18 protein-coding genes and 10 pseudogenes are annotated in these 25,756 nt (G+C 67.2%); 26 read left to right on the plus strand and 2 right to left on the minus strand.

Features of this window, described 5'->3' with window-relative positions; all coding sequences use genetic code 11:
* Nucleotides 1–498 precede the first annotated feature (498 nt).
* On the plus strand, nucleotides 499–1,755 hold the full coding sequence (locus ACHMWU_RS01180) for a DUF6077 domain-containing protein (RefSeq protein ID WP_396041299.1): 1,257 nt from the start codon (nucleotides 499–501) through the stop codon (nucleotides 1,753–1,755).
* A gap of 174 nt (nucleotides 1,756–1,929) precedes the next feature.
* Nucleotides 1,930–2,490 (plus strand): hypothetical protein, encoded by a 561-nt coding sequence (locus ACHMWU_RS01185; protein WP_396041301.1) that lies wholly within the window; start codon nucleotides 1,930–1,932, stop codon nucleotides 2,488–2,490.
* Between the two features lie 72 nt (nucleotides 2,491–2,562).
* Here ACHMWU_RS01185 and ACHMWU_RS01190 read toward each other — a convergent pair whose 3' ends face one another.
* Nucleotides 2,563–2,769, minus strand: a complete 207-nt coding sequence (locus tag ACHMWU_RS01190; protein WP_396041862.1) for a hypothetical protein — start codon at nucleotides 2,767–2,769, stop codon at nucleotides 2,563–2,565.
* On the opposite strand from ACHMWU_RS01190, the gene ACHMWU_RS01195 reads away from it, so the two are divergent.
* The 11 genes and pseudogenes from ACHMWU_RS01195 to ACHMWU_RS01245 all read left to right on the plus strand — a co-directional run bounded on the left by ACHMWU_RS01195 (nucleotide 2,704) and on the right by ACHMWU_RS01245 (nucleotide 12,526).
* A complete protein-coding gene (locus ACHMWU_RS01195; RefSeq protein WP_396041303.1) occupies nucleotides 2,704–2,979 on the plus strand; it encodes a hypothetical protein in 276 nt (91 codons plus the stop codon). The two genes, ACHMWU_RS01190 and ACHMWU_RS01195, sit on opposite strands and share 66 nt — an antisense overlap.
* Nucleotides 2,980–3,291: 312 nt before the next feature.
* Nucleotides 3,292–3,654 (plus strand): DUF2304 domain-containing protein, encoded by a 363-nt coding sequence (locus ACHMWU_RS01200; protein WP_396041304.1) that lies wholly within the window; start codon nucleotides 3,292–3,294, stop codon nucleotides 3,652–3,654.
* A gap of 14 nt (nucleotides 3,655–3,668) precedes the next feature.
* Nucleotides 3,669–3,830 carry a hypothetical protein gene (locus tag ACHMWU_RS01205; protein WP_396041306.1) on the plus strand — a complete coding sequence of 54 codons (162 nt, stop codon included), beginning with the start codon at nucleotides 3,669–3,671 and terminating at the stop codon, nucleotides 3,828–3,830.
* The gene (locus tag ACHMWU_RS01210) at nucleotides 3,827–4,060 is read left to right on the plus strand and encodes a GtrA family protein (protein WP_396041307.1); all 234 of its coding nucleotides are present in this window, start codon (nucleotides 3,827–3,829) and stop codon (nucleotides 4,058–4,060) included. The genes ACHMWU_RS01205 and ACHMWU_RS01210 overlap by 4 nt, the downstream gene beginning before the upstream one ends.
* A 92-nt stretch (nucleotides 4,061–4,152) precedes the next feature.
* Entirely contained in the window at nucleotides 4,153–4,881 is a 729-nt protein-coding gene (locus tag ACHMWU_RS01215; RefSeq protein WP_396041309.1) for a class I SAM-dependent methyltransferase, read from the plus strand.
* A gap of 453 nt (nucleotides 4,882–5,334) precedes the next feature.
* On the plus strand, nucleotides 5,335–5,952 hold the full coding sequence (locus ACHMWU_RS01220) for a hypothetical protein (protein WP_396041311.1): 618 nt from the start codon (nucleotides 5,335–5,337) through the stop codon (nucleotides 5,950–5,952).
* Nucleotides 5,918–6,622 (plus strand): annotated as a pseudogene (locus ACHMWU_RS01225) (rhamnan synthesis F family protein); the annotation flags it as partial. The gene ACHMWU_RS01220 and the pseudogene ACHMWU_RS01225, both read left to right, overlap by 35 nt.
* A 134-nt stretch (nucleotides 6,623–6,756) precedes the next feature.
* Complete coding sequence (locus ACHMWU_RS01230; protein ID WP_396041817.1) at nucleotides 6,757–7,992, plus strand: CDP-glycerol glycerophosphotransferase family protein; 1,236 nt, start codon at nucleotides 6,757–6,759, stop codon at nucleotides 7,990–7,992.
* Between the two features lie 283 nt (nucleotides 7,993–8,275).
* Entirely contained in the window at nucleotides 8,276–9,799 is a 1,524-nt protein-coding gene (locus tag ACHMWU_RS01235) for a rhamnan synthesis F family protein (RefSeq protein ID WP_396041313.1), read from the plus strand.
* Nucleotides 9,800–10,145: 346 nt separating this feature from the next.
* Nucleotides 10,146–10,561 (plus strand): annotated as a pseudogene (locus tag ACHMWU_RS01240) (CDP-glycerol glycerophosphotransferase family protein).
* Nucleotides 10,562–10,597: 36 nt separating this feature from the next.
* Nucleotides 10,598–12,526, plus strand: a pseudogene (locus ACHMWU_RS01245) (TIGR03960 family B12-binding radical SAM protein).
* Nucleotides 12,527–12,928: 402 nt separating this feature from the next.
* Here ACHMWU_RS01245 and ACHMWU_RS01250 read toward each other — a convergent pair.
* A complete protein-coding gene (locus tag ACHMWU_RS01250) occupies nucleotides 12,929–14,014 on the minus strand; it encodes a CynX/NimT family MFS transporter (RefSeq protein WP_396041315.1) in 1,086 nt (361 codons plus the stop codon).
* A gap of 51 nt (nucleotides 14,015–14,065) precedes the next feature.
* On the opposite strand from ACHMWU_RS01250, the gene ACHMWU_RS01255 reads away from it, so the two are divergent.
* From ACHMWU_RS01255 to ACHMWU_RS01315, 13 genes and pseudogenes are all read left to right on the plus strand, one after another.
* Nucleotides 14,066–14,821 carry a TIGR03936 family radical SAM-associated protein gene (locus tag ACHMWU_RS01255; protein ID WP_396041317.1) on the plus strand — a complete coding sequence of 252 codons (756 nt, stop codon included), beginning with the start codon at nucleotides 14,066–14,068 and terminating at the stop codon, nucleotides 14,819–14,821.
* 167 nt (nucleotides 14,822–14,988) lie between these two features.
* Nucleotides 14,989–17,578 (plus strand): annotated as a pseudogene (locus tag ACHMWU_RS01260) (Rne/Rng family ribonuclease).
* A 93-nt stretch (nucleotides 17,579–17,671) separates the two neighbouring features.
* Nucleotides 17,672–17,977: a 50S ribosomal protein L21 gene (rplU, locus tag ACHMWU_RS01265; RefSeq protein WP_396041319.1), complete on the plus strand. Its 306-nt coding sequence runs from the start codon at nucleotides 17,672–17,674 to the stop codon at nucleotides 17,975–17,977.
* Nucleotides 17,978–17,989: 12 nt separating this feature from the next.
* Nucleotides 17,990–18,251, plus strand: a pseudogene (gene rpmA / locus ACHMWU_RS01270) (50S ribosomal protein L27).
* A gap of 149 nt (nucleotides 18,252–18,400) precedes the next feature.
* Nucleotides 18,401–19,679 (plus strand): annotated as a pseudogene (gene obgE, locus ACHMWU_RS01275) (GTPase ObgE).
* Between the two features lie 10 nt (nucleotides 19,680–19,689).
* Nucleotides 19,690–19,950 (plus strand): hypothetical protein, encoded by a 261-nt coding sequence (locus ACHMWU_RS01280; protein ID WP_396041321.1) that lies wholly within the window; start codon nucleotides 19,690–19,692, stop codon nucleotides 19,948–19,950.
* Nucleotides 19,947–21,036: pseudogene (gene proB / locus ACHMWU_RS01285) on the plus strand (glutamate 5-kinase). The gene ACHMWU_RS01280 and the pseudogene proB overlap by 4 nt, the downstream one beginning before the upstream one ends.
* A 42-nt stretch (nucleotides 21,037–21,078) precedes the next feature.
* On the plus strand, nucleotides 21,079–22,689 hold the full coding sequence (locus ACHMWU_RS01290) for a LuxR C-terminal-related transcriptional regulator (protein WP_396041323.1): 1,611 nt from the start codon (nucleotides 21,079–21,081) through the stop codon (nucleotides 22,687–22,689).
* A 24-nt stretch (nucleotides 22,690–22,713) separates the two neighbouring features.
* Nucleotides 22,714–23,962 (plus strand): annotated as a pseudogene (locus ACHMWU_RS01295) (glutamate-5-semialdehyde dehydrogenase).
* Nucleotides 23,963–23,985: 23 nt separating this feature from the next.
* Nucleotides 23,986–24,138, plus strand: coding sequence for a hypothetical protein (locus tag ACHMWU_RS01300; RefSeq protein ID WP_396041325.1), 153 nt, complete (start codon nucleotides 23,986–23,988; stop codon nucleotides 24,136–24,138).
* 5 nt (nucleotides 24,139–24,143) lie between these two features.
* Nucleotides 24,144–24,805 (plus strand): annotated as a pseudogene (nadD, locus tag ACHMWU_RS01305) (nicotinate-nucleotide adenylyltransferase).
* A pseudogene (rsfS, locus tag ACHMWU_RS01310) lies at nucleotides 24,792–25,146 on the plus strand (ribosome silencing factor). Before nadD ends, rsfS begins: the two co-directional pseudogenes overlap by 14 nt.
* Nucleotides 25,143–25,745, plus strand: a complete 603-nt coding sequence (locus ACHMWU_RS01315; RefSeq protein WP_396041327.1) for a histidine phosphatase family protein — start codon at nucleotides 25,143–25,145, stop codon at nucleotides 25,743–25,745. Before rsfS ends, ACHMWU_RS01315 begins: the two are co-directional and overlap by 4 nt.
* Nucleotides 25,746–25,756: the final 11 nt, after the last annotated feature.

The raw sequence follows: 25,756 nt of genomic DNA on the forward strand, positions 1-25,756 counted from the left end.
CCAGCCCGATTCCCCAGAAGTCGGCCGGTTCAGCAGTCGCCTTCTGGTCCATGTCGATCATGACCGACTTGACGTCCTGCTCGAGCGCGGGATGGTCGACCTCCTCGACGGCGGAGAGCTCGACGGCGACGCCCTGCACCTGATCGGCCCCTTGGCCGTCGAACCTCAAGACGTCACGCAACGTGCCGCCAGCGGGTAGAAGTGCCGAACCCACGTGCGAACCGCAGACTCCTCGAGTCGTGACGTGCGGCAGCACGCTGCCGTAGGCGTTGTAGGTCGTGAACCGAAGGGTCGGCTGCACCGAGACCTCGGTGTTGTTGGTGATCGTCAAGGTCTGGTCCAGGCTGCCGTCAGGCGCCACCGGTACGTACTTCACGGTGAACGGCTGACTCTTGCGTTGGCGTCGTCTCACAGCACGAGCCTAGCGCTGGGGGTCACAGTGCGATCGTCGGCCGAACGGCGGTGGCGGGACCTCTCTCGCGCTAGGGTGATGGCGATATGAAGTCCTCCGCCAGGCCAGGTTGGCCGACCTTCCTGGACGGTGCATTCGACGGTGCCGTGCTGGCCTTCGCTGCCTGGACGGTGTTCTACCAGTTCGCCTTGGCGTATCAGTTCTCGATGCTCTGGGCTGCGTGGCCGTGGATGATCCTGGCCGCCTGCTCAGTCGTCGCCGGTGGGGCGCATGCGCTTCGCAGAGCCCAGCCCGACGTCGAGGCCGGGAGGTCGACCGTCGGCAGCCTCCACCGGGCAGAGAGCTTCATTGGGTCCCTTGCGATCGGTGCTCTCGCTTTACTGGTCCTCCTGGTGGCCGGGCGGGAGCGGTGGGGAGTGTGGCCGGTCGCCATCACGGCGATCGGGCTGCTGGTGCTACAGCTGGTGCCGTGGATCAAGGAGCGGTTGACCGATCGTGCGGACAGAACGGCTCCGTCTGCCGGGTCGACGAGTCGGCCGGACGCCGTAGGCCAGGGTGCCCACGTCATAGCTCTGGGTGCGAGCCTCGGCTTCGGCGTGCTGGGGATGTTCCTGCTGCGACCTGATGCTGATGACACCTTCTACGTCAACCGGGCCACCTGGGTGGCCGAGCACGGAACGGCTGCGACGAACGACACCATGTTCGGGCCCAACAACCTGCCCCCCTCGTACAGCGGCGGGCTGCTGACCCCGTCGATCGAGTCGCTGCAGGGTGTTGTAGCGCATGCGCTTCACATCCAGGCCGCGAGCCTCTGCTACCTGCTTGCGGTCCCAGTGCTCGGCACGATGGCTGGGTGGACCACCTGGCGACTGGTCCGTGCCTGGGCCACCCGACGCCACGTGTGGGTCATGGTGGCCGCCATGGCCTTCCTCGTCGCGAGTGGAGACAGCGTCGTCGGTGGGTACTCGCTCGGCCGGATCTGGCAGGGCAAGGCGACGGCCTACGTGATCCTGATACCGCTGGTCTGGCTGCTGCTCAGCCGAACCGTCGATCGCGCGCGACGGACAGAGCTCCGTCATGCTCGCCGCGGCGGGGGTAGCCTTCGTCGGTCTCACGACCACGTCGGCGCTGCTGGCTCCCGTCATCACCGGAGCTGCACTGGTCGCAGCGGCCATCCTGCGCTCGCGGTCCTTGGCGCTCGCGCGCGCTGGTCTTCCTGGCCGGCCCGCTGGCCAACGGCCTGGCCCAGGCCTTCGGTCCGGCCGCCATCGGCGGAGGAGGCGACAACACGATCAGCGATCCGCAGGGCGCCTTCGCCATCGCGTTCGGCGTCAGTGCCGTGATGATCCTGTTCGCAGTCGTGTCCATGGTCGTCGTGCCGAGGTCGGTACCCGGGCCGTCAGGAGTGCTGCTCGCCTGCGGCGCGGTAGCCACGATGGTGGCGCTCCTGCCCGGAGTCTTCGCTGGCAGATGCCGTCACGGGTGCTGGGGCGGTGGCGTGGCGTCTCGTGATTTCCATGCCGCTGTGGGTTCTGGTCGGGCTCGTCGTGACCTTGCCACCACCCGCGGCGGCAGACGCGGCGAGTCAGCGCCACAGATCAGCCCTGCCGGGAGCAGCTGCCGGCGCCGTGACGGCGGCTGTGATCATCGTTCCCTTGGTCTTCGGAACTCTGCTGTGGAACGCCACGGGAGCCTCGCTGACGTCGCGTCCCACCTGGAAGGTCAACCAAGAGGCATTGGCAGACGTCCGGGCTGCGCAGGATGTCGACGTGCCTCCGGGGCTCTGGTTGCTGCCGCCCCCGCACATGGAAGTTCTCGCGATCTCGACCGTGGGACCCTTCGCGGTCGTCCCACGGCACTACTACCTGCCCGGGCTGGTGGCGTCCGATCAGGAGCGCGCAGACCGCACGGTGCTGTTCAACCTGGTGTCGGGCCTGGAGCCGGTGGAGGTGCGGGAGGTCGCAGATGCGCTCGACCGACTGCGACGTGTCGTTGGCGTGCGTCTCCGACGCTGCCGAGGTGGGACCTCGCGTCCTGCGGCGAGCCACGGGCAGAGCTGCGGCCAGTGGCTCACCTGAACTGCAGCGTGCGGTGAAGGAGCCTCACGCCTCTCGGGTCTCCCGTAGACTGCCGCGCATGCCCACACCAGATCAGCCGATTCGGGTCCTCGTGGTCGTGCCAGCCTGGAACGAGCAGGAGACCGTCGCAGCGACGATCTCTGGCTGATCAAGACGCAGCCGGACGTCGATGTCCTGGTCGTCGACGACGGCTCTGGTGATCGCACGGCCGAGGTGGCGCGTGGCGCCGGCGCCCTGGTGTGCCAGCTTGCCGTACAACCTCGGTGTGGGCGGGGCCATGCGAGCTGGATACCGCTACGGCCTGCGCGGTGGATACACATCGTCGTGCAGCTGAATGCCGATGGTCAGCACGATCCGAGCTACCTTCCCGAGCTGGTGGCAGGACTCGAGCACGCCGACGTCGTGGTCGGCGCCCGTTTCGCGGGCGTCGGCGACTACCAGGTTGGTCTGTTCCGGGACTTGCGATGCGTCTACTGGCCACGACCCTGAGCCGGCTGGCGGGCACACGTCTGACGGACGTCACGAGCGGGTTCCGCGCTGTCAACCGGCGAGCTCTGGGGGTCTTCGCGGCTCACTATCCAGCTGAGTACCTGGGGGACACGGTCGAGTCACTGGTCATCGCGTTGCGAAGCGGCTGCAGGGTCGCCCAGGTGCCGGTGGCCATGCGTGAACGCGCCGGTGGAACCGCGAGCCAGACGGCTTGCGCGCGATGCTCTATCTCGCCCGGGCCGTCGTCGCCCTCGGACTCGCGCTGGTACGTCGTTGGCCGTCGACGCTCGAGACCCATGTGAAGGAACAACGATGAACGCTCCTGTAGTCCTGGGCCTGCTCGGGTCGATCGGGACGTTGATCTTCCTGTTCGAGCTGTTGCGACGCCGTCATCTGCGCGAGAAGTATGCGGTGCTGTGGATCACCGTCTCCGTCACGGCTCTCGTCCTGGCGGCGGTCCCCGGCCTGTTGAAGGGGCTGTCGGATCTTCTGGGCGTGGAGGTTCCCTCGAACCTGGTGTTCTTCCTCGCACTGCTGCTCCTGCTGCTGGCGACCATCCAGCACAGCTTCGAGGTGGGGCGGCTGGAGGAGAGGACGCGCACGCTCGCAGAGGAGATCGCCTTGCTGAGACTTGATCTCGAGCAGCGCACGAACACCCGCCAGCCGCCCGAGTGAGACTCTGGGAATCCGTGCAGCGACGGGTACAGGCGATGCCGTCGGCCGTGAAGTACCTGGTCGTGGGGGCAGCCAGCTATGCGGTCGACCTGTGCGTGCTGATGATCGCCTGGAAGGTGCTCGGTCTGCCGCTGTGGGTCGCCACCGCTGTGGCTTCTGGTCCAGCTTCTCAGTGAACTTCCTGCTGAGCCGGTACTGGACGTTCGAGGTGGCACACGTCTCGTCAGGTGCGCAGCTGAGACGCTACGGTCTGCTCGTCGCCGTGAACTACGTCGTCACGGTCGGTGCGGTGACCGGTCTGCACCACGTGGGCCTCGACGTCTTCCAGGCCCGGACCTTGACGCTGGTCGCGCTGACAGCTTCGACCTACTTCCTCTACCGAAACTGGGTCTTCGCGTCTCGTTGAAGCTCCCGAGTCGGTCTTGCGATCGGCTTCGTCGCCCCCTGGCCCACTAGAATCCAGCAGGTATCTGCACCCCGACGCTGAGGACCTTTCTTGTGGATGATCTCGAAGGTGATTTCGAGAACCGCGAAGACGTGCTGCGGCTGTGGTACGACCGGTACTACTCGACCACGTCTGCGACTGCGAACGGCTCGATGTTCGAGAAGTACATGCACCGAGCCATGGAAGCACGGTTGGGCCCGGGGGACACCTTCGATCGGGTCCTCGAGGTCGGGGGAAACAGGGGCGAGCACGTCCCATACGTCCGACATGCGTTCACGCAGTACGTCTTGTCAGACCTGTTCATGCCCGATGTCCCCGACTCGATCGATCCAAGGGTCACCGCCGAAGCAGCTGACGTGCAGGACCTGCCGTACGAGGACGGCGAGTTCGATCGTCTGGTCGCGACCTGTCTGCTGCATCATGTGCCCGATCCATTTGCCGCCCTGAGGGAGATGCGACGTGTGGTCAGGCCCGGCGGAAACATCACGATCCTGCTTCCCACCGATCCGGGGCTGGGCTACCGCACGGCGCAGAGGGTCACATCGGGGCGCTCGGCGCGCAACAAGGGGATAGGTGACTTCTTCAAGCTGGTCCACGCCGTGGACCACCTGAACCACTTCGACTCGATCAGCCGGCAGATCGACTACGTCTTCAAGCTGCGACGGAGTCGACACCGATTGGCGGCCACTGCGTCTGCCGTCGTGGAACGTCAACCTGTTCACCGTGAAGCAGATTCGCCGGAGCGGCGGAGAGCTCGAGCGCGCGACAAGGCGACAGCGTAAGCGGGACGGCATGTCTTGATCTGGCGGTCCACTTCTGGTGGATGTGTGCTGGCCCTGTAAGGTTCATCCGTCCGGAACCGGACGTTCTCCATGTTCTCGAGGTCATGGCGAATCAGGAAGGCTTTGAAGAATGGCGGATGTGCCGGCGGAGATCGCCAAGCCAAGGAACAGCTGTCGCTGTACCAGCGTGAGCGCCCCAGGTTCGGCGACAGCAGGAGGAGTCGGCCGCCACCGCCAACACCAACACCCAGGCGGCCGCGAAGCTTCCGTCGGCTGGCCACTGCGCTCGACAAGCGGCTGACAGCTGGTGAAGCTGTGTCGGGCCGCCGTGGATGGATCAAACGACGTCTGATCTCCACGATGCCCAAGCCGGAGGAGGACGCTGCGCTCGAAGTGCTTCGATCGTCCAAGCCATGAACGGCGCGTGGTACTTGACCCCGATATCCCGAGGTCGTGTCGACCGGGCTGAGCCCGGCACTGCACTACCTGCGCGTGGGGGCGGCAGACGCGAAGGATCCCGGCCCGGCATTCAGCACGCGCAAGTACCTCGGACCAGAACCCTGGTCTTCCAGCAGGGACCAACCCGCTGGTCCACTTCCACGCGAGTCATCCCGGTACCGTGTCGTGACGAACGGTCCTGACCCTCAGAGCATCCTCGACGAGCTGGCACTCCTCTCGGACGAGCAGCGGCTGCGCCGAGAGATCGACCTCGTGGCCGATCTGGTCGACCTGCCGTACTACGCCGTCACCGTGCCCGACGTCCTGGAAGATGATCTCGACCCGGTCGAGCACTTCTGTCGTGAAGGATGGCGAGAGCTTCGCAAGCCGCGGCAGGACTTCGATGTCTGGTGGTACTGGACCAATCACATGGATCCGTCCGACGACACGATCAACCCCTTGGTGCACTATGCGCTGATCGGTCAGGCGCAAGGGCTGTCGACCCGACCTCTCTCCACCGACGCGCGACCTGGGCACCGGCTCCCCGCTGATCGGCCCATCCGGCGAGCCTGCTTGTTCGCGGGTTACGACGTCGACGGTGTCGTCGATCCTTCGGTCATCGAGCGTTGGTGACAAGCTGAGTCGCCACAGCGAGGTCTTCTACCTGTTCGACGGCTACCTGCCTGCCAGCGAGCTGGCCAAGCTGGACGGCATCACCCAAGGCGCATGGGCCATCCGGCACGCGGCCTACGACTTCGGCTCCTACTCGATGCTCGCCAGCCACCTGGTCGGCTGGGATCGGCTTGCCCAGTACGACGAAGTCGTCTTCGTCAACGACAGCTGCTTCCTGGTTCGTCCGCTCGACGAGGTCTTCGCCACGATGAACCAGCGTGAGTGCGACTGGTGGGGCATGCAGGCGACCAACGGGATGGCCGATGCAGTCAGTCGACTCGACAGCCGTCTCGATTCTCCGGTCCCGATCGAGCAGATTCGCGCCGAGATGCTTGAGTCATTCGAGCTCGAGTCGACCTACACCTTCCACGTCGGCTCGTACTTCCTGGCGTTCCGTCGCCCGGTCATCGAGAGCCAAGACTTTCGCCGGCTCATCGACTCCGTGGTGCAGCAACCCAGCAAGCGCCTCGTCGTCCTGAAGTACGAGGTGGGACTCACCCACCAGCTGATCGGTCATGGGTTCGGCTTCGACACCTACATGGACATGCTGTACCCGTTCCACCCGATGTTCTCGCAGTGGTACTTCACGATGCTCGAGCGCGGGTTCCCCCTGCTGAAGCGTTACTTGATCTACCGGAACCACTACGACGTGCCCGGCCTGGCGCACTGGCAGGAACGCGTCCTGGAGTCAGCGCCAGACGCGAATGTCAAGCAGTTCGAGCAGACGCTGCTCCGGTCGGCCCCACATCACGGCTGCAGCGGAGCATGGCGATCACCCAGGCGGACGACGGCACGGTCGACGTGCCCGAGATCGTGCAAGGAGCCGACTTCAAGCGGCTCAACCGACGATCCAAGAAGCGGCCAGACTGGTGGGTCTTCGCGGTCGATCGACAGACGCATCTGCTCCCCGACAACAGCCGTGCGATCTTCGAAGCAGTCAAGGATGATCCTGAGATCACCAAGATCGTGCTCACGCGTTCGCGCCGGATCGAGCTCGCCGGCACCAACGTGGTCACGGAGTCGCTGCTCAGCCCGGCCGGACAACAGCGTCTCGTCCAGTCAGGCACGGTCTTCGTCGAGTCCAATCCGCGACGTACCCTGGCCGCGCCGATCGTGGCGAAGCGTCAACGCGTCGTGCTGGTTCGCAAAGGTCTGCAGCTCGAGAAGACAGGTCGTGCCATGAACGACCCGGTCGTTCCTGAGGGGCCGTCCGAGCCTGACGACCTCGCGCCGCGGATCCACCGCGTGCCCGCCCCGGCGGTCACGGGCCTCCTGGCTGCCTCTGACGTCGACCAGCTCGCAGTCCTGGCCACCCACTGGCCGGCCACCTACGAGAATGTCTGGCGCACAGGAATACCTGCGCACGACTTCCTCACCGGAGACGAGCAGACGCTGCCAGTCGACCTGCGAGCGCAGCTGGAAGCCCTGCGGCGCGAGCTCGGTGGGCGACGGCTTCTGTTGTTCTCGCCTGCCTTGCGCCGGACCGGGACTGATCCGGCGCCTTATGAGTTCTCCGAGTCAGAGCTGGGGGCGTTGACAGCGTGGTGCGATGAGCACGACTACGTGCTCGGACTCCGCGAGCACACCAACGACCTCCGACGTGCCTATGCCGCGCGTCTGGAGTCAGCGACCATCGACCTGTCCCACCGTCGGTTCCCGTCGCTGCACGTCGTGATGAGGGCGGCGGACGGGATGCTGACGGACTACTCCGGTGACGCGCTCGACTTCGCCTGCACGGGCAAGCCGGTCGTGAGCTTTGCGCACGATCTCGATCACTGGCGTGATCGCTTGCTGTACGACCTCGATCACTTCTTCCCCGGACGGGTGTGTGCCGCATTCGACGAGCTCGAGTCGGCACTCGACGTGTTCGTCGGCGGCACCTCGGTCCCGCACGCGGAGCGAGTACGAGACATGCTGGTCGACCACCGTGACGGCCGTAACACTGAGCGTGTCCTAGCCAGGCTCATGGCACCGGCTGAAGTCGCGGGGGAGCGGAGATGACACTCGAAGAGTTCTGGACGTCCTGGACGGCATTCGTCGATCGATGGAGCCGGGTCGAGGCCGGCGACGAGGCGCTCCTGCGAGAGGCGTTGGATCACGGACTCCCCACGCCGGTCGCGGACGACGCTCCCGCCGACGTCGCCGAGACCGACCTGCTGGCCTGCGAGATCGCACTGGTGCGCCTGGCTGACGTGCTGGACGAGGACCTGTACCGATCCTCCACCCAGGGTCCAGGCAGCCAGAGGATCCTGTTGAGGACTTCTGCCGTGAGGGCTGGCGAAATGTGCGCAATCCTCATCGCGCCTTCGACGTCTGGTGGTACTGGAACGAGTACCTCGATCCGTCCGACGAACGGCTCAACCCGTTCGTGCACTACTTGCTCGAAGGACGGCGGCGCGGTCTGGCTGGGCTGCCTGAGAAGACTCATGCCGAGCCTCCCATCGAGCCACGCAGGTCTCGCAACCGCGTCGAGCCTGCCTGTTTGCTGGCTATGACATCGACGGGATCATTGATCCTTACGTCGTTGCGTACGTGCGGGAGCTGGCAGCCGGTTCGCCGACGTCTTCTACCTCGCAGCGTGCCGTATGGGCGAAGGCGGCTCGCCAAGCTTGAGGGCATCGTCGCAGGTGCCTGGGCCGTCCCGCACGATCGATACGATTTCGGCTCCTACTCGATGCTGGCCGAGGAGCTGGTCGGGTGGGAGGCACTCGAGCAGTACGACGAAGTCCTGCTGGTCAATGACAGCAGCTACCTCCTTCGACCGCTCGACGACGTCTTTGCTGCCATGGCGCAAAGGCCCTGCGACTGGTGGGGGCTGCAGATCACGTCTCGTTGGTTCGACGGAGACGGTCCAGATCGTCGCCCGAGGCCGATCGAGCAGGTGAGGCATGAGTTCCCGGCCACCGTGATGCACCCCGACGAGTCGCCGCACATAGGCTCGTACTTCCTGGCGCTGCGCAAGCCAGTGATCGATGATGCTGGTTTCCGCAAGCGTCTGGATGCGGTGACGAGCCAGAGAACCAAGATCCGCATCATCTACAAGTACGAGACAGGGACGACCCAGTACCTCACTGGCCAGGGGTTCGGCTTCGACACCTATCTCGATGGGCTGTATCCATATCACCCGATGTACAGCGCTGACACCTTTGACCGGATCAGCGAAGGGTTCCCACTCCTGAAACGACAGCTGCTGTCAGAGAACCCGTACGACGTGCCGGATCTTCGGAACTGGAAGACGCGCATCGTGGAGTCCGTGCCCGACGCAGACGTCGACATGATGGAGCACAACCTGCTCCGCGTGGTCCCCGACAACAGGCTCGCACGCAGCTTTGCGATCGTGACTCGGCCTGACGGCACGATCGACCGACCCGAGAGGTTGAATCGGAAGCGCTTCAGGATCGCCGACCGCAAGACGCCCAAGTTCGACCACTGGTGGGCGTTCCCGGTCTGCGCCTACGACCACACCTTTGCCGGGAACGAGCGTGCCGTCTTCGAGGAGGTGCGAGACGATCCGTCGATCAAGAAGATCATCCTGACGCGCTCACGCCGGGTCGAGGTGACGGGCGAGAACGTCGTCATCGTGCCGATCGACAGCCCAGAAGGTGACTTCCACCTGCTTCGCTCGGGCCAGGTCTTCGTCAAGCACGGGCCGAGCGTGAACTTGTCGCGACGGATCGACCCCAAGACGCACAACGTCGTCAACCTGTGGCACGGAATTCCTCTCAAGCGCTTCGGTCTGGCCTCCGCGCACTTCGAGTCCACCAACCGCGATGCCATGATCCGCAACCACGGCGGATCCGTGCCGTGATCACGTCGAGCCGCATGGACCGGCTCGCCATGTCGGCGGCCTTCTTCCGGCCTCTTTTCCTGACATGTGGCCCACCGGATTGCCGCGCAACGACTTCATCCTGCGCGACGAGGGACCAGCTACCCTCCGATCTGCGCGCGTCGATCGAGCAGCTTCGTGACGAGCTGGACGGGCGTCGACTCGTCATGTTCCTGCCGACATTCCGTGATGGACAGGGCGAGTCGCAGTACCAGTTCAGTGAGACCGAGCTGCAGTGGCTGGCCGACTGGGGCGGCAGCGTCATGGCGCGGTCCTCGGGGTGCGCGAACACATGGCCGACAAGGCGCGGACCTACTCCAAGGCGTTGATGCCGCTGGGTGCCATCGACTTGTCGTCGCGTCGCTTCCCCGACCTGGAGATCCTGTACCGGCTCGCTGACGCATTGGTCAGCGACTACTCCAGCTGTCTCGTCGACTTCCTCATGACCGGCAAGCCGGTAGTGAGCTCGGCCTACGACTACGAGCGCTACAGCGGTGAGGAGCGGGGCCTGTTCTAAGGCTGGACCGAGTTCTCCCCGGACCTGTGTGCCGGTCGTTCGAGCGGCTGGCGTCCGCGTTGGACGTCGTGTTCGATCCCAGGACTCCGGAGCAGGACGAGGAGTACGACTGGAAACGCCGCATCTTCTTCGACCACCTGGACGATCAGGCTTCGTGGCGGGTCGTCCAACGCGTTGAAGGGCCTGTATCTCGACGCGGAGTGACGACCGGCCTCAGGGTGCGCTGATTTCGACTTCATCCGGGGGACGCCTACCCTTGACCTATGCCCGTCGAGTCTGTCTTCCCACGCCTTGAGCCACTCCTGCCCTCGATCGGGAAGCCGATCCAGTACGTCGGCGGCGAGCTGGACGCCACGAGCAAGGAATGGGACACAGCCGAGGTTCGGTGGGCCTTGATGTATCCCGACGCCTACGAGGTCGGTCTGCCCAACCAGGGCGTCCGCGGTCCGTACGAGGTGCTCAACGAGCGAGACTGGATCCTGGCTGAGCGCACGTATGCGGTGTTCAGGCGACATGGAGAAGGTCATGCGCGCTCATGACATCCACAGTTCACGGTCGATGCGCACCGTCCCGTCAAGGCCTTCGACCTGCTCGGCATGTCCTTCTCGACCGAGCTGGGCTACACCAACTTCCTCAACGCTCTCGACCTGGCCGGTATCGCGTTGCATGCGGTCGACCGCGGCGACGACGGCCCGATCGTGCTCGCCGGCGGACGCTCCGCATTCAACCCTGAACCGATCGCCGACTTCCTCGATGCGGCCGTCCTCGGCGACGGTGAAGAGATCGTGCTTGCGATCAGCGAGGTCGTCCGTGAGTGGAAGGCCGAGGGCCGACCGGGTGGCCGCGACGGGGTGCTGCTGCGGGCTGGCCAAGTCTGGTGGCGTCTACGTCCCGAAGTTCTATGACGTGACCTACCTGCCCGATGGTCGGATCCAACGCGTCGTGCCCAACCGCCCTGGCGTCCATGGCGCATCGCCAGCGCACCCTGATGGACCTCGACTCGTGGCCGTACCCCAAGAATCCTCTGGTGCCGCTGGCTGAGACGGTCCATGAACGGTTCAGCGTCAGATCTTCCGTGGCTGCACGCGGGGATGCCGGTTCTGCCAGGCCGGCATGATCGCTCGCCGGTGCGCGAGCGATGATCGAGGGCATCGGGCAGATGGTGCAGAACGGGCTGGAGAAGACCGGCTTCCAAGAGGTCGGTCTGCTCAGCCTGTCGAGTGCCGACCACACGGAGATCGGTGAAGTCGCCAAGCAGCTGGGCGACCGCTATGAGGGCACCAACACCTCGCTGTCGCTGCCGTCGACGCGGGTCGACGCCTTCAACATCACGCTGGCCAACGAGTTCAGCCGCAACGGCCGTCGTTCGGGGCTGACGTTCGCTCCTGAGGGCGGCAGCGACCGGATGCGCAAGGTCATCAACAAGATGGTCAGCGAGGACGACCTGATCCAGACCGTTGCAGCGGCCTACTGGCACGGCTGGCGTCGGGTGAAGCTCTACTTCATGTGCGGCCTGCCGACCGAGACCGACGAAGACGTCATGCAGATGGGCGAGCTGGCCAAGCGCGTCATCCAGACCGGACGCGAGGCATCAGGTCGCAACGACATCCGCTGCACCGTGTCGATCGGCGGGTTCGTGCCCAAGCCGCACACCCCGTTCCAGTGGGCCTGGCGAGCCGACCACGAGACGACCGACAAGCAGCTGCGAAGCTGCGCGACGCGGTCAGGCCGGCACAAGCGCTACGGGCAAGGCGATCGGCTTTCGCTATCACGACGGCAAGCCGGCATCATCGAAGGACTCCTGTCGCGCGGCGACCGGCGGGTGGGCCGCATCATCGAGGCGGTCTGGCGCGACGGCGGACAGTTCGACGGCTGGAGCGAGCACTTCTCGTTCGACAGGTGGACCCAGATGGCCGAGCAGGCCTTCGGCCGATGAACCGGTCAACGTCGACTGGTACACGGTCCACGAGCGGGAGTATGCCGAGGTGCTCCAGTGGGATCGCCTCGACGCCGGGCTCGATCGCGACTGGTTGTGGGAGGACTGGCAGGACTCGCTGAACCCCGACGGGGCCCTCGAGGTCGAGGACTGCCGCTGGACGCCGTGCTTCGACTGCGGTGTGTGCCCCAGATGGACCTGGAGATCCAGATCGGCCCGACCGGGAAGAACGCTGCTTCCGCTGACTGTCGTCTGAGGTAGCCGTCGGCAGAATCGGGCGTTGGCCCGATGTGCGACGGCTACCTCAGGGGACGAACGTGAGTGATGTCGATAGGAGGACGTCGTGATAACGACTTCGCCATCCAGGTCGAGAACCAACAGCACGAGCGCCGAGCTCGCCGCCCGTGCTTGAGCACCGTCGAGAAGCGGCCGAGCGTGAGGTGCAGGAGAGCAGTGGGAGCCGCCTGGCCGTCATGGCTCGGCGGGCCCGTCAGGCTCGCGCACGCCGCGTCACCAGTGGGCTGCAGGCCAGCTGCTGACGGTCAGTCGCGGCGCCTGAGCGGTCCTCGAGCATCACGGGCCGCGACGATAGTGCCGAACACCGCGATGAGGCCTGCCAGGACGATCAGCGCGATCAACGGCGCGTCCCACGATCCGGTCAGGTCGTGCAGCGCGCCGACACCGAATGGGCCGATCCCGGCCAGCAGGTAGCCGATGCCCTGAGCCGCGATCGACGGGTCGCGGTGCCGGCGGTCGTGCGGGTGCGGCGGGCAATCATCGTCAGCGTCCAGGTGAAGGCGCCGCCTCCAGGCCGAGCAGACCTGCCCACAGCCATGGCACGGTCGGGGGCCAGCAGGACGCCGAACCAGCCGCCGGCTGTCACCGCAGCGAATCCCCACGGCAGGTATGGCGTGTATCGCCGGCTGCGCGGATCAGCCAGGGCGGTGCCAGGGTCAACGGGATTCCCACACCGCTGATCAAGCCCAGCAACGCGCCGGCATAGCCCTCGCTGATGCCGGCGTCGTCGGGGTCTCGGGGAACCAGCCGAACTGGGCGTACGCGCAGCCGACTGCGTGCCGAACAGCAGCAGCATGGCCCACGCGACCCGGGAGCGCATGACGTCGCGCAGCGGCAGACGGTCGTGCTCGACGGGTGCGGCGTGGACGTCGCCGCGCAGCGTCGGCGACCACGGGACGAGGGCGATCGCGGCGAGCGCGGCCCACGCGGCAAGTCCGCCACGCCAGCCACCCAAGGCGTGGGACAGCGGGACCGTCGCGATCGAGGACAGCGAGGCGCCGGCCATCAGGAGACTCGCCGTACGGCGAGCTGACGAGCGGGATGCGATGGGGAAGTGGGCCTTGACCAGAGGCGGCAGGATCACGTTGCCGACGGCGGCGCCCGCGAGCGCGATCGTGCTGCACAGCAGGAACAGGACCTGGTTGTCGACCAACGACCTCGAGACGAGGCCGATCGCGATCATCGCCAGCAGGAGCGCTGCCGAGAGGTGCAGCCCCAGTCGTCCGCACGACCCCTGCGGAGCCCACCCGAAGACGGCGAAGCAGACGACGGGCAAGGTCGTCAGGACGCCGCCCACCGTGGCGGTCATCGCGAGGTCGTCGCGCACCGACTCCAGGACTACGCCGATGCTGCCGACGGCCACACGGAGATTGGCGGCGAGCAGGACGATGGCGACGGCGACGAGCCACCTGCCGCCGCGGGTGGGAGCAGGGGCTGAGGGAGTCACCGGTTCATTGTTCACCCTGGCTCCACGGGTAACCTCGACAGGTGACGACTCTTGAGGGGAACACCCAATCCCGAAGCCCCGAACCCGCAGCTCCCGATCGTGCAGAAGCTGCGCATCCGGTATGCCAAGCGCGGGCGGCTCCGGTTCACGAGCCACCGCGACTTCGCCCGCGCGTTCGAACGCGCGGTGCGTCGCGCGGCGATTCCGATCGCCTTCTCCTCGGGATTCACCCCGCACCCCAAGATCTCGTACGCCAACGCCTCGCCCACGGGCGCCGCGAGCGAGGCCGAGTACCTCGAGATCGGGCTGGTCCGGCCCCAGGACCCCGCCGTCGTCAAGGAGCTGCTCGATTCTGCGCTGCCGCCAGGTATCGACATCGTCGACGTCGTCGTGGCCAAGCCAGGAGCCCTGGCCGACCGGCTCGAGGCCAGCTCCTGGGAGATCGCGCTGCCCGGTGTGACCGTCGAGCATGCGCAGTCAGCCGTCGAAGGATTCCTGTCGGCCGACGAGGTCCTGATCGAACGGATGATGAAGCGCGGGTTGCGCACGCTCGACTGCCGGGCGGCTGTCTTGGCGCTCTCCGCGCGTTCCGACGAGACCTCGGTGGGTCCGTGTGCGATACTGGCCGTGGTGGTACGACACGACACACCGTCGATACGACCAGACGACGTTCTTGCCGGACTCCGTTCCAGCGGGGGCCTCACGACCGAGCAGACGCCTATCGCGACTCGCTTGGCCCAGGGTCCTCTCGACACGGAAGATGGCACGGTAGGCGATCCACTTGCCTTCGACCGCGACGCATCCTGATCGGATGTCGACCGCGGCGGTGGGTGCGGGAGCTGATGTGACAAACCGAAGGTCGCCGTCACCCCCCGGCGCGTGGCGCAGGGGTTGACCGAAGCTTCAGGTCCGCAGTGCCGGACCGTATACGTGCCCAGCACCCGATCTGATCGGAGCCGGGCGAAGGAGAGCGCATGCTCGACGACAACGAGACACCCACAGAAGTTGACACCCCGGCCCCGGCAACCCGGCGCCGAGCCGCTGGTCGGCCGGCAGGCCCGCCCGCGGCGGTGAGCTTCTCGGCTCCCGTGGCCCCGGCGGCTCCTGTGACGCCCAAGAAGGTCGAGCCGCAGCAGGCCGAGCCAGTGGCCGAGACCTCCGACGAGGTCGTCGCCGACGAGCCGCAGATCCGCAAGGCGCCTGCCCGCAAGTCGCGGCGTGCTCCGGCCAAGAAGGCCGTCAAGGTCGACGACGACGCGCTGGAGGCCGAGGACGACGAAGAGGTCGCCGAGTCGACCGACGAGTCGAGCGAGACCCCAGCCGGCCCGGCACTCGCCCCGGCCTTCACCGCCGCAGCGATGTTCCAGGCTCCCGAGCCGGTCCTGGCGCCGCCGCGTCCGCAGGTGATCGAGCCCGAGGACGAGGTCGACAGCGCCGCTGACTCCGATGACTCCGACGACGAGGACGACGATCCCAACGCGCCTCGCCGCCGTCGTCGCAGCCGCGGTGGTCGCCGCCGGCGCAAGGGCGACACCGACGCCGACGAGTCGGCCGAGCCCGACGAGGCGGGCGACGTCGAGGACGACGGCCAGGGTGGCACCCGTCGCCGTCGCCGACGGGCCCGTGCCGGCGAAGGTGCCGACGTCCAGCCTGACGATCCCGAGAACACTGTGGTGCGGGTCCGCAACGGACGCACCGCCGAGGACGAGATCACCGGCGTGGCCGGGTCGACCCGTCTCGAGGCCAAGAAGCAGCGCCGCCGCGAGGGCCGCGAAGCCGGACGCCGCCGCGCCCCGATCGTCTCGGAGGCCGAGTTCCTCGCTCGCCGCGAGTCGGTCAAGCGCGAGATGGTCGTCCGCCAGCGCGACGACTACACGCAGATCGCGGTCATCGAGGACAACGTGCTGGTCGAGCACTACGTCGCGCGCGAGTCGCAGACATCCATCATCGGCAACGTCTACCTCGGCAAGGTGCAGAACGTCCTGCCCAGCATGGAAGCTGCCTTCGTCGACATCGGCGCCGGACGCAACGCCGTCCTGTACGCCGGCGAGGTCGACTGGACGACACTGGGCAACGGCAAGCAGCGCAAGATCGAGGACGCCCTCACACCCGGACAGACGATCCTGGTGCAGGTCTCCAAGGATCCGATCGGCCAGAAGGGTGCTCGCCTGACGAGCCAGATCAGCCTCCCGGGCCGGTTCCTCGTGCTGGTGCCCGGAGGGCAGACCAGCGGCATCTCGCGCAAGCTGCCCGAGAACGAGCGGGCCCGACTCAAGAGCCTGCTCAAGGAGGTCCTGCCCGAGAACACCGGCGTCATCGTCCGCACGGCCGCCGAGGGGGCGACCGAGGAGCAGCTGACCCGCGACGTCACGGCACTGTCGGCTCGCTGGGAGGTCATCGAGGGCAAGGTGGCAGCAGGCCATGCGCCGAGCTGCTCTACTCCGAGCCCGACCTGATGATCAAGGTCGTCCGCGACCTGTTCAACGAAGACTTCAACAACCTCGTCGTCGAAGGTGACGACGCCTGGGACATGATCAAGGGCTACATCGATCACGTCGCTCCCGACCTGACCGAACGGGTCACCCGGTGGGACAACTCCGAGGTCGACGCGTTCACGTCCTACCGTCTCGACGAGCAGATCCACAAGGCGCTGGAGCGCAAGGTGTTCCTGCCGTCGGGTGGTTCGCTGGTCATCGACCGCACCGAGGCCATGACGGTCGTCGACGTCAACACCGGCAAGTACACCGGTTCGGGCGGAAACCTCGAAGAGACCGTCACCAAGAACAACCTCGAGGCGGCCGAAGAGGTCGTGCGTCAGCTGCGGCTGCGTGACATCGGCGGCATCATCGTCGTCGACTTCATCGACATGGTCCTCGAGAGCAACCGTGGCTTGTGCTGCGCCGCCTGGTCGAGTGCCTGGGCCGCGACCGTACGCGTCACCAGGTTGCCGAGGTCACGTCGCTGGGCCTGGTGCAGATGACGCGCAAGCGCATCGGCACGGGGCTGCTGGAGTCGTTCAGCGTCGACTGCGACCACTGCAACGGTCGTGGTGTCGTGATCCAGGACGCCCCGGTCGAGCCCAAGAAGGAAGAGCCGCGTCGTGGTGGTCGTGGTGGCCGCGGAGGCTCCAACAACCGCGGTGGCAACCAGAACAACGGTGGCAACCAGAACAACGGTGGCAACCAGAACAACGGTGGCAACCAGAACAACGGTGGCAACGAGAACAACGGTGGCCACCAGAACAACGGTGGCAACCGGGGATCGGCCAAGCCGGCCGAGCCCGAGGAAGCCCCCGCCGAGGTGGCGCCGGTCGAGGCCGCTCCGGCACCCGTCCCGACCCCGGTCGAGGCGCCTGCCCCGGTCGAGGCCGTGGTCGAACCAGCAGCAGCCGTTGAAGCCCCGGCACCTGTCGTGGCAGCAGCACCGGCGAAGAGGACGAGCCGCAAGCGCGGGTCGGCATCCAAGCCAGCCGGACCTCCCACACCGCCTGCTGAGGCCCCGTCCTCAGCGGAAAATGGTGGGGGAGAGACCCCCGTTTTGACCAGCGAGGGTCTTGCTCCGTAAACTAGTCCTTCGGTGCGCTCTGCGCCCCGTTTTTTGCGCGTCTTGCGTCCACGTGGGCCGCGCCCCAGATTTGAAATGAGTGAGGATTCCGTGGTGTACGCAATCGTGCGCAGTGGCGGCAACCAGCAGAAGGTTGCTGTCGGTGACGTCATCCAGATCGACAAGACCACCCAGGCCGAGGGCGAGACGCTTTCGCTTCCCGCGGTGCTCTTCGTCGATGGCGACAAGGTGACGGCTGATGCCGCCGCGCTGGCCAAGATCACGGTCACGGCCGAGGTCGTGGGCGACGCCAAGGGCCCCAAGATCGTCATCCAGAAGTACAAGAACAAGACCGGCTACAAGAAGCGTCAGGGTCACCGTCAGAAGTACACCCAGGTGAAGATCACCGGGATCAAGTGAGGGACTGAGCACATGGCACACAAAAAGGGCGCAGCCTCTACCAAGAACGGCCGCGATTCAAATGCACAGCGCCTCGGCGTGAAGCGCTTCGGCGGACAGCGTCAACGCTGGTGAGATCATCGTCCGCCAGCGCGGCACGCACTTCCACCCGGGCACCAACGTCGGACGCGGCGGAGACGACACGCTGTTCGCGCTGTCGGCTGGCGCAGTCGAGTTCGGACGTCGTCGCGGCCGCAAGGTCGTCAACATCGTTCCGGGCCTCCCGGTCGAGTAACAGCGAACACCCGCTGTCTCTGCATTCGTCAGAGACACGAAGGGGCAGTCCGCCACTGCGGGCTGCCCCTTGTTTGATTTATCAGTGGTCCATTTCCGCCCCCTCGCACGCAGAACGCGACTGGGGGCACTGCACGAAAGGTGCGACCGATGGCTGTACCCAGCTTCGTCGACAAAGTGACCCTCCACGTCGCGGGCGGGTCCGGTGGCGACGGTGTGGCCTCGGTGCACCGCGAGAAGTTCAAGCCCCTGGGCGGTCCTGACGGCGGCAACGGCGGCAACGGCGGCGACGTCATCCTTGCGGTCGGGGCTGATGTCACGACACTCATCGACTTCCACCACGAGCCTCACCGCCGCGGCACCAACGGTGCTCCTGGCGCCGGCAACAACCGCAGCGGCAGCAACGGTGAGAGCCTGACCTTGCGCGTCCCCGACGGCACGGTCGTCCGCGACAGCCGGTGAGGTGCTGGCCGACCTGATCGGCCCCGGAACCGAGCTCGTGATCGCAGCCGGTGGCCGAGGCGGCCTCGGCAACGCGGCGCTGGCCTCGTCCAAGCGCAAGGCACCCGGCTTCGCACTCAAGGGTGAGCCCGGCGACGAACGCACCATCACGCTCGAGCTCAAGGTCGTCGCCGACGTCGGCCTGGTCGGCTTCCCGAGCGCCGGCAAGTCGAGTCTGATCGCCTCGTTGTCCCGCGCCAGGCCCAAGATCGCCGACTACCCGTTCACGACGCTGGTGCCCAACCTGGGTGTCGTCACGGCAGGATCGACGACCTTCACCGTCGCTGACGTGCCGGGCCTCATCGAGGGCGCCAGCGAAGGCCGCGGCCTCGGCCACGACTTCTTGCGTCACATCGAGCGCTGCGCCGCGCTGGTCCACGTGATCGACTGCGCGACCGTCGACCCTGGCCGCGATCCGATCAGCGACCTCGACGTCATCGAGGCCGAGCTGAAGGCCTACTCCGATGCCACCGGCAGCGACCTGAGCGATCGACCCCGGTTGGTGGCGCTCAACAAGACCGATGTGCCCGATGCCCTCGAGATCGCCGGTTTCGTGCGAGACGAGTCGTCGAGCGCGGCTACGACGTCTTCGACGTGTCGGCAGCCAGCCATGCGGGTCTGCGCGCGCTGTCGTTCGCGATGGCCGAGGTCGTCGCCTCGCGTCGGGCGGCCGCGCCGGGTCGCCGAGGTGACTCGCATCGTCCTGCGACCCAAGCCCGAGGCAGGGGTGGGCAGGGAGTTCGCGATCACGCAGGTCAACGGCCAGTGGATCGTCAAGGGTGAGAAGCCCAAGCGCTGGGTCCGCCAGACCGACTTCTCCAACGACGAGGCCGTCGGCTTCCTGGCCGACCGGTTCAACCGGTTGGGCATCGAGGACGGCTGTCGGAGCCGGCGCGAGGGCGGGCGACGACGTCGTCATCGGCGATGACGACAACGCGGTGGTCTTCGACTTCGATCCGCAGATCCCGGCTGGGGCCGAGGTGCTCGGACGTCGTGGCGAGGACCTGCGCATCGACCAGTCCGACCGACGCACCAATGTTCAGCGTCGCGACGAGCTCGCAGCCCGCCGCGCCTACGAGGCCGAGAAGCGGGAAGCCCGTGCCGAGGGCCGTGAGCCCGACTGGGCGTTCCCCGAGCGCGACCCGGCCGCCGACGACTGGGCACTGGACGGTGATAGCGGAGACGAGGACCCGGCATGAGCCGGATCGTCGTCAAGGTCGGCTCGTCCTCGCTGAGCACTGCGCAGGGCGGGCTCGACGGTGCTCGCGTCGATGCGCTGGTCGACGCCCTGGCCGCAGCGCGGGAACGGGGCGACGAGGTCGTCCTGGTCAGCTCGGGTGCCATCGCAGCAGGACTGGCCCCGCTGGGGCTGGCGCGGCGTCCCCGCGACCTGGCGACCCAGCAGGCTGCGGCCAGCGTGGGGCAGGGCGCATTGATCGCGCGGTACGCCGAACGCTTCACAGCCCACGACCTCGTCGTCGGCCAGGTGCTGCTGACCGCTGACGACGTGACTCGTCGCAGCCACTACCGCAATGCCTACCAGACCTTCGCGAGACTGCTGGAGCTCGGCGTCGTGCCGATCGTCAACGAGAACGACACCGTCGCCACGAGCGAGATCCGCTTCGGCGACAACGATCGGCTGGCGGCTCTGGTCTCGCACCTGGTCCGCGCAGACCGACTCGTGCTGCTGTCCGACGTCGACGGCCTGTACGACGGCGATCCCCGTCGTGAGGGCACCAGCCTGGTGACCGACGTCCACGGCGAGGACGATCTGCGCGCCCTCGACATCGCGCGTCCCAGTGCCTCGGCGATCGGGACAGGCGGCATGGTCACCAAGGTCGAGGCGGCACGGATCGCCACGGGTGCCGGCATCCCGGTGACCCTCACGTCGGCGGCACTGGCCGGTGAGGCGCTCCGGGGAGGCGGCGTCGGCACTACGTTCCATCCGACGGGCAGACGGCGTTCAGTGCGGCTGCTCTGGCTCGCGCACGCCAGCGATGCCAAGGGAGCGATCCTGATCGATGCGGGCGCAGTGAAGGCGCTGACCCTGCGCAAGGCCTCCTTGCTGCCGGCCGGCATCACGGGGGTCAGTGGCGCGTTCTCGGCAGGTGATCCGGTCGACCTGGTCGGCCCCGACTCCGTCGTGGTCGCCCGCGGCATCGTCAACTTCGACGTCGAGGAGCTTCCCGGCACTCATGGGACGCTCGACGCACGAGCTCGCCGCTGAGCTCGGCGCCGAGTACGAACGTGAAGTCGTGCACCGCGACGACCTGATGTTGGTCTGATTTCGGCTCGCAGACCGGCGTCAGTGCCGTAGCCTGCCGAACATGGAAACTGCCGAGCTCGTGGACCTGGTGTCCTCCGGCTTGACCCATGACGCCGACAGCGCCCTGACTCGCCTCGTCCGGGCCGGGATCGATGACAGCTCTTCGCTTGCGGCAGCAGCGTTCCTGCGGGTGCTGACGTGCCGCTTCGACGATGCGCTCGACACGGCGCACGTCCTCGAGGCCCGAGCTGACCTGCCGGCGGTGGCGGTGGCGGCGAGGGCACTGGCGGTCGCGGTCTGCGCCGGGGTCGTGGCAGCAGACCTGGGGGAGCGCGAGACTGACGGGGTCTTCGGCGACCTGACCGCGATGCTCGAGGCCGAGGCCGCCATGTCGTCGGGATGGATCGCTCTCGCGGCCGACATCGCCGAACGCATCGTGGGGGACGACCCCATCGCCACGCCTACTGCGGCGTGGAGCACGATCGCCCTGGCGCGGGCTCGCTCGTTCGAAGGACGGTTCGACGACGCCGACCGGCTGGTGCGCCGTGTCCTCACCTCGCCCGGGATCGGGGGGTGGCCCCAGCTGCTGCTGCTCGCCAGCGGTGCCCGGATCTTCGTCGATGCCCACCTCGGGCGTCTCGAGGACGTCGACCGCGGCGTGCGCGAGCTGCGCGCGGTCGGTGCCGAGCCGACCGATCACGACTACATCCGGGCCGGCTCCTGGGTCATGGCGGCGTTCGGGGCGCACGCCGCGGGCCGACTGGCCGACGCCGCCGAGCTGACGCTGACGGGCGGCGGCGGCGAGTACCTGCCGCGGCTGCAGATCGTCGACCGGTTGTACGGCTACGAGATCCTCGTCGAGGAGGCACTGTCGCGCGACGACGTGCTGCAGGCTCGCACCTGGACCGAGCACGCCGCCGGACTGCCGGTCGAGGACCACCTGATGGCCACCGCGACCTTGGGCCGCATTCGAGCTCGGGTGGCGGTGGCCGCCCACGACACGACAGCGGGCATCCGGGCGTCCGCCGACTCGGGTGCACTCGCGGCGATCGTCGGCAGCGACCTCGAGGTCGTCCGCGCCCGCATCATCGAGTCGTCAGCGCGCGCGGCCTCGGGCGATCGGATCCGCGGCATCGACGAGCTCGAAGAGGTGGCCCGACGAGCCGGCGCATCGGGCGCAGCGGCGATCAAGGACTGGGCCGAACGCGAGCTGCGGACGCACGGGCGCAGGCTCCGCAACGTTCCAGGGCTCGGCTGGGACGTGCTCTCGACGTCGCAGCAACGCATCGCCAGGCTGGCCGCAGCCGGACTGCGCAACCGCGAGATCGCGGCAGCGCTGTGGATCTCCGAGAAGACCGTCGAGAGCCATGTCGCCGCGATCCTGAGCGCGCTCGGCACGACCAACCGGGTCGGGATCGGCCGCGAGATCGACACCGGGCACGCGGGACCTGATCTCGGGCACGTCCTGACCATGCGCCAGCGCGAGGTCGCCGACCTCGTCGCCCAGGGCCGGACCAATGCCGAGATCTCGGGACAGCTCGGCATCAGCGAGAAGACCGTCGAGAAGCATGTAGCGGGGCTGTTCAGCCGTCTCGGGGTGGGCACCCGGGCCGCGATCGCCGCGCGCGTCCGAGGAGCCGTGCCCGGTGTCGAGGCCGCGCACCAGGGCTGAGCCGGCCGTCCTAGGATCGATCACATGATCGAGCAGGTACATGACGCCGCCCGCCGTGCCCGCGTGGCAGCCGCCGAGCTCGCCTCGGCGACCCGCGCCGACAAGGACGCGGCGCTGCACACCATCGCCGACGCGCTGATCGCCGGCACCGCGACGATCGTCGAGGCCAACGGGCTCGACGTCGACGCCGCCAGGGCTGCCGGGACGCCCGAGAACGTCATCGACCGGCTCCGGCTCGACGACGAACGGGTTGCCGCGTTTGCCGAAGGAGTGCGCTCCGTGGCAGCGCTGCCTGATCCGGTGGGCGAGGTCGTCCGTGGCACCACGCTGCCCAATGGTCTGCGGATGCAGCAGATCAGGGTTCCGATGGGCGTCATCGGGATGATCTACGAGGGGCGGCCCAACGTCACGGCTGATGCCGCAGCGATCTGCCTGAAGTCGGGCAGTGCGGTGCTGCTGCGCGGCTCGTCCTCGGCTGCTCGGTCGAACACCGCGATCATCGAGATCATGCGCGAGGCGCTGGAGAAGGCGGGTCTCCCCGCTGACGCGATCACCCAGATCTCCGCCGACGACCGGTCCACCGTGACGCACCTGATCACGGCCCGCGGCCTGGTCGACCTGGTGATCCCTCGCGGGGGGAGCCGGCCTCATCAAGACCGTCGTCGAGCAGTCGACGGTCCCGGTGATCGAGACGGGCGTCGGCAACTGTCACGTGTACGTCGACGCAGCGGCCGACCTCGACATGGCCGAGTCGATCGTGCTCAACTCCAAGACGCATCGCACGAGCGTCTGCAACTCTGCGGAGTCGCTGCTGGTGCATCGAGACGTCGCCGACGAGTTCGTGCCCAGGATCGTCGCGGCGCTGCAGGCCGCAGGCGTCACGATCCATGGCGACGAGACGTTCGAGGCCTCCGGGCCCGGCGTGCTCGCCGTGACCGACGACGACTACGCCGCCGAGTTCTTGTCACTCGACATCTCGGCCCGGGTCGTCGACTCGATCGACGATGCCATCGCGCACATCCGGACGTTCTCGTCAGGTCATACCGAGGCCATCGTGACGTCCTCGCTGCCGGCGTCGTCGCGGTTCACGACCGGCGTCGACTCGGCTGCTGTCATGGTCAACGCCTCGACCCGGTTCACCGACGGCGGAGAGTTCGGCTTCGGTGCCGAGATCGGCATCTCGACCCAGAAGCTGCACGCCCGCGGACCCATGGGACTGACCGAGATGACGACTACCAAGTACGTCGTCACGGGCGATGGTCATGTCCGGTAGGGCACTGGGATAGATTCGGCCTCATGCATTCGTTCCTTGCTGCTGCCGCTGAGGCCGAGCACACCACGCGCGACATCGGAATCAGCCCCTACGCTGTCGGCGCCATCGCCCTGGGCATCCTGCTCCTGCTGCTGATGGGCCTGTTGGCGTTCGGCAAGGGCCGCGAGCACTCCTGACCCGCATGGCAACCGCCCGTGACGATGCAGGACGCATCGACAACGGGCGTCGGCGCGTCGGGGTCATGGGCGGGACGTTCGATCCCATCCATCACGGCCACCTGGTGGCCGCCAGTGAGGTGCAGTCGTGGTTCGACCTCGACGAGGTGCTCTTCGTCCCGACTGGCCAGCCGTGGCAGAAGGCCGATCGCGACGTGTCGCCGGCCGAGGACCGCTATCTGATGACGGTCATCGCGACGGCCGCCGAACCCCCGCTTCAAGGTCAGCCGGGTCGACATCGATCGCGACGGCCCGACCTACACGATCGACACCCTGCGGGACCTTGCCGCGCTGCATCCCGACGCAGACCTGTACTTCATCACCGGCGCAGACGCCATGGCAGCGCTGCTGACGTGGCGCAACCACGAAGAGCTTCGAGCTGGCGCACTTCGTCGGCTGTACCCGTCCGGGCCACGACATGGACGAGTCGACCCTCGAGGGACTGCCCAAGAACCGGATCACGCTGGTCGAGATCCCCGCACTGGCGATCTCGTCGACCGACTGCCGCGGTCGGGTCGAGCGCGACGAACCGGTCTGGTACCTCGTGCCTGACGGCGTCGTGCAGTACATCGGCAAGCACGGCTCTACCGCGCACCATCAACCGAAAGAACCCCATGACCGCCACTGACCGCGCCGTCGAGCTGACTCGCGCTGCCGCCCTCGCCGCCGACGACAAGCTGGCGAAGGACATCGTCGCCTTCGACGTCTCGCAGCAGATCGCCCTGACCGATGTCTTCCTGCTGTGCTCCGCCGCCAACGAGCCCCAGGTCAAGGCGATCCAGGACGCCGTCGAGCCGGCGGATGATCGAGCTCGGCGTCAAGGCCGTGCGCCGCGAGGGCGAGCGTGAAGGCCGCTGGGTCCTGCTCGACTTCCAAGACATCGTGGTGCACGTGCAGCACCAGGAGGAGCGGGTCTTCTACGCCCTCGACCGGCTGTGGAGCGACTGCCCGCCGGTTCCGCTGTCGTGACGGACGGCACGACCCGCCAGGTGATCCTGTGGCGTCACGGTCGGACGTCGTGGAACCTGGCCGGACGGGTCCAGGGGCAGAGCGACACCGACCTCGACGACGTCGGACGCGCCCAGGCACGGTCGGCAGCCTCCCGGCTGGCGGCCCTGGCGCCCGACCGGATCGTCAGCTCTGACCTGAAACGCGCCCGCGACACGGCCCAGGCGCTGTCCGACATCACAGGACAGCCTCTGACGCTCGATCCGCGACTGCGCGAGATGAACTTCGGGCAGCGCGAGGGGATGACCTGGCGCGAGGCCTGGGACGCGTTCCCCGAGGGGATGCGCGCCTGGGTCAACGGCGACGAGACCAAGATTCCCGGCAGCGAGACGCACCGCCAGGCTGGTGAGCGGTTCGCCGCTGGACTGCGCGACGCCTTGCTCGATCTTCCGGCAGGGGGCGCGTTGGTGGTCGTCGCGCACGGCGCAGTGCTGCGCACCGGGGCTTGCGTGTTCCTCGATTTCCCCGAGTCGCACTGGAGCACGCTGGGTGGTCTCGGCAACTGCTCGTGGTCGGTTCTGAGGAGAACACCCACAAATCCTGGTCCAAATGGCGTCTGACCGAGTGGAAT

Source organism: Aeromicrobium sp. UC242_57 (genome assembly GCF_044452305.1).
In the GTDB taxonomy this organism is placed as follows: domain Bacteria; phylum Actinomycetota; class Actinomycetes; order Propionibacteriales; family Nocardioidaceae; genus Aeromicrobium.

Bases quoted from the DNA above. Each gene is read 5' to 3' on its own strand.
- ACHMWU_RS01180 (WP_396041299.1), top strand. From the start codon at position 499: ATGAAGTCCTCCGCCAGGCCAGGTTGGCCGACCTTCCTGGACGGTGCA.
- ACHMWU_RS01185 (WP_396041301.1), top strand. From the start codon at position 1,930: ATGCCGCTGTGGGTTCTGGTCGGGCTCGTCGTGACCTTGCCACCACCC.
- ACHMWU_RS01190 (WP_396041862.1), bottom strand. From the start codon at position 2,769: ATGGCCCCGCCCACACCGAGGTTGTACGGCAAGCTGGCACACCAGGGC.
- ACHMWU_RS01200 (WP_396041304.1), top strand. From the start codon at position 3,292: ATGAACGCTCCTGTAGTCCTGGGCCTGCTCGGGTCGATCGGGACGTTG.
- ACHMWU_RS01230 (WP_396041817.1), top strand. From the start codon at position 6,757: ATGGCGATCACCCAGGCGGACGACGGCACGGTCGACGTGCCCGAGATC.
- ACHMWU_RS01290 (WP_396041323.1), top strand. From the start codon at position 21,079: ATGGAAACTGCCGAGCTCGTGGACCTGGTGTCCTCCGGCTTGACCCAT.
- ACHMWU_RS01300 (WP_396041325.1), top strand. From the start codon at position 23,986: ATGCATTCGTTCCTTGCTGCTGCCGCTGAGGCCGAGCACACCACGCGC.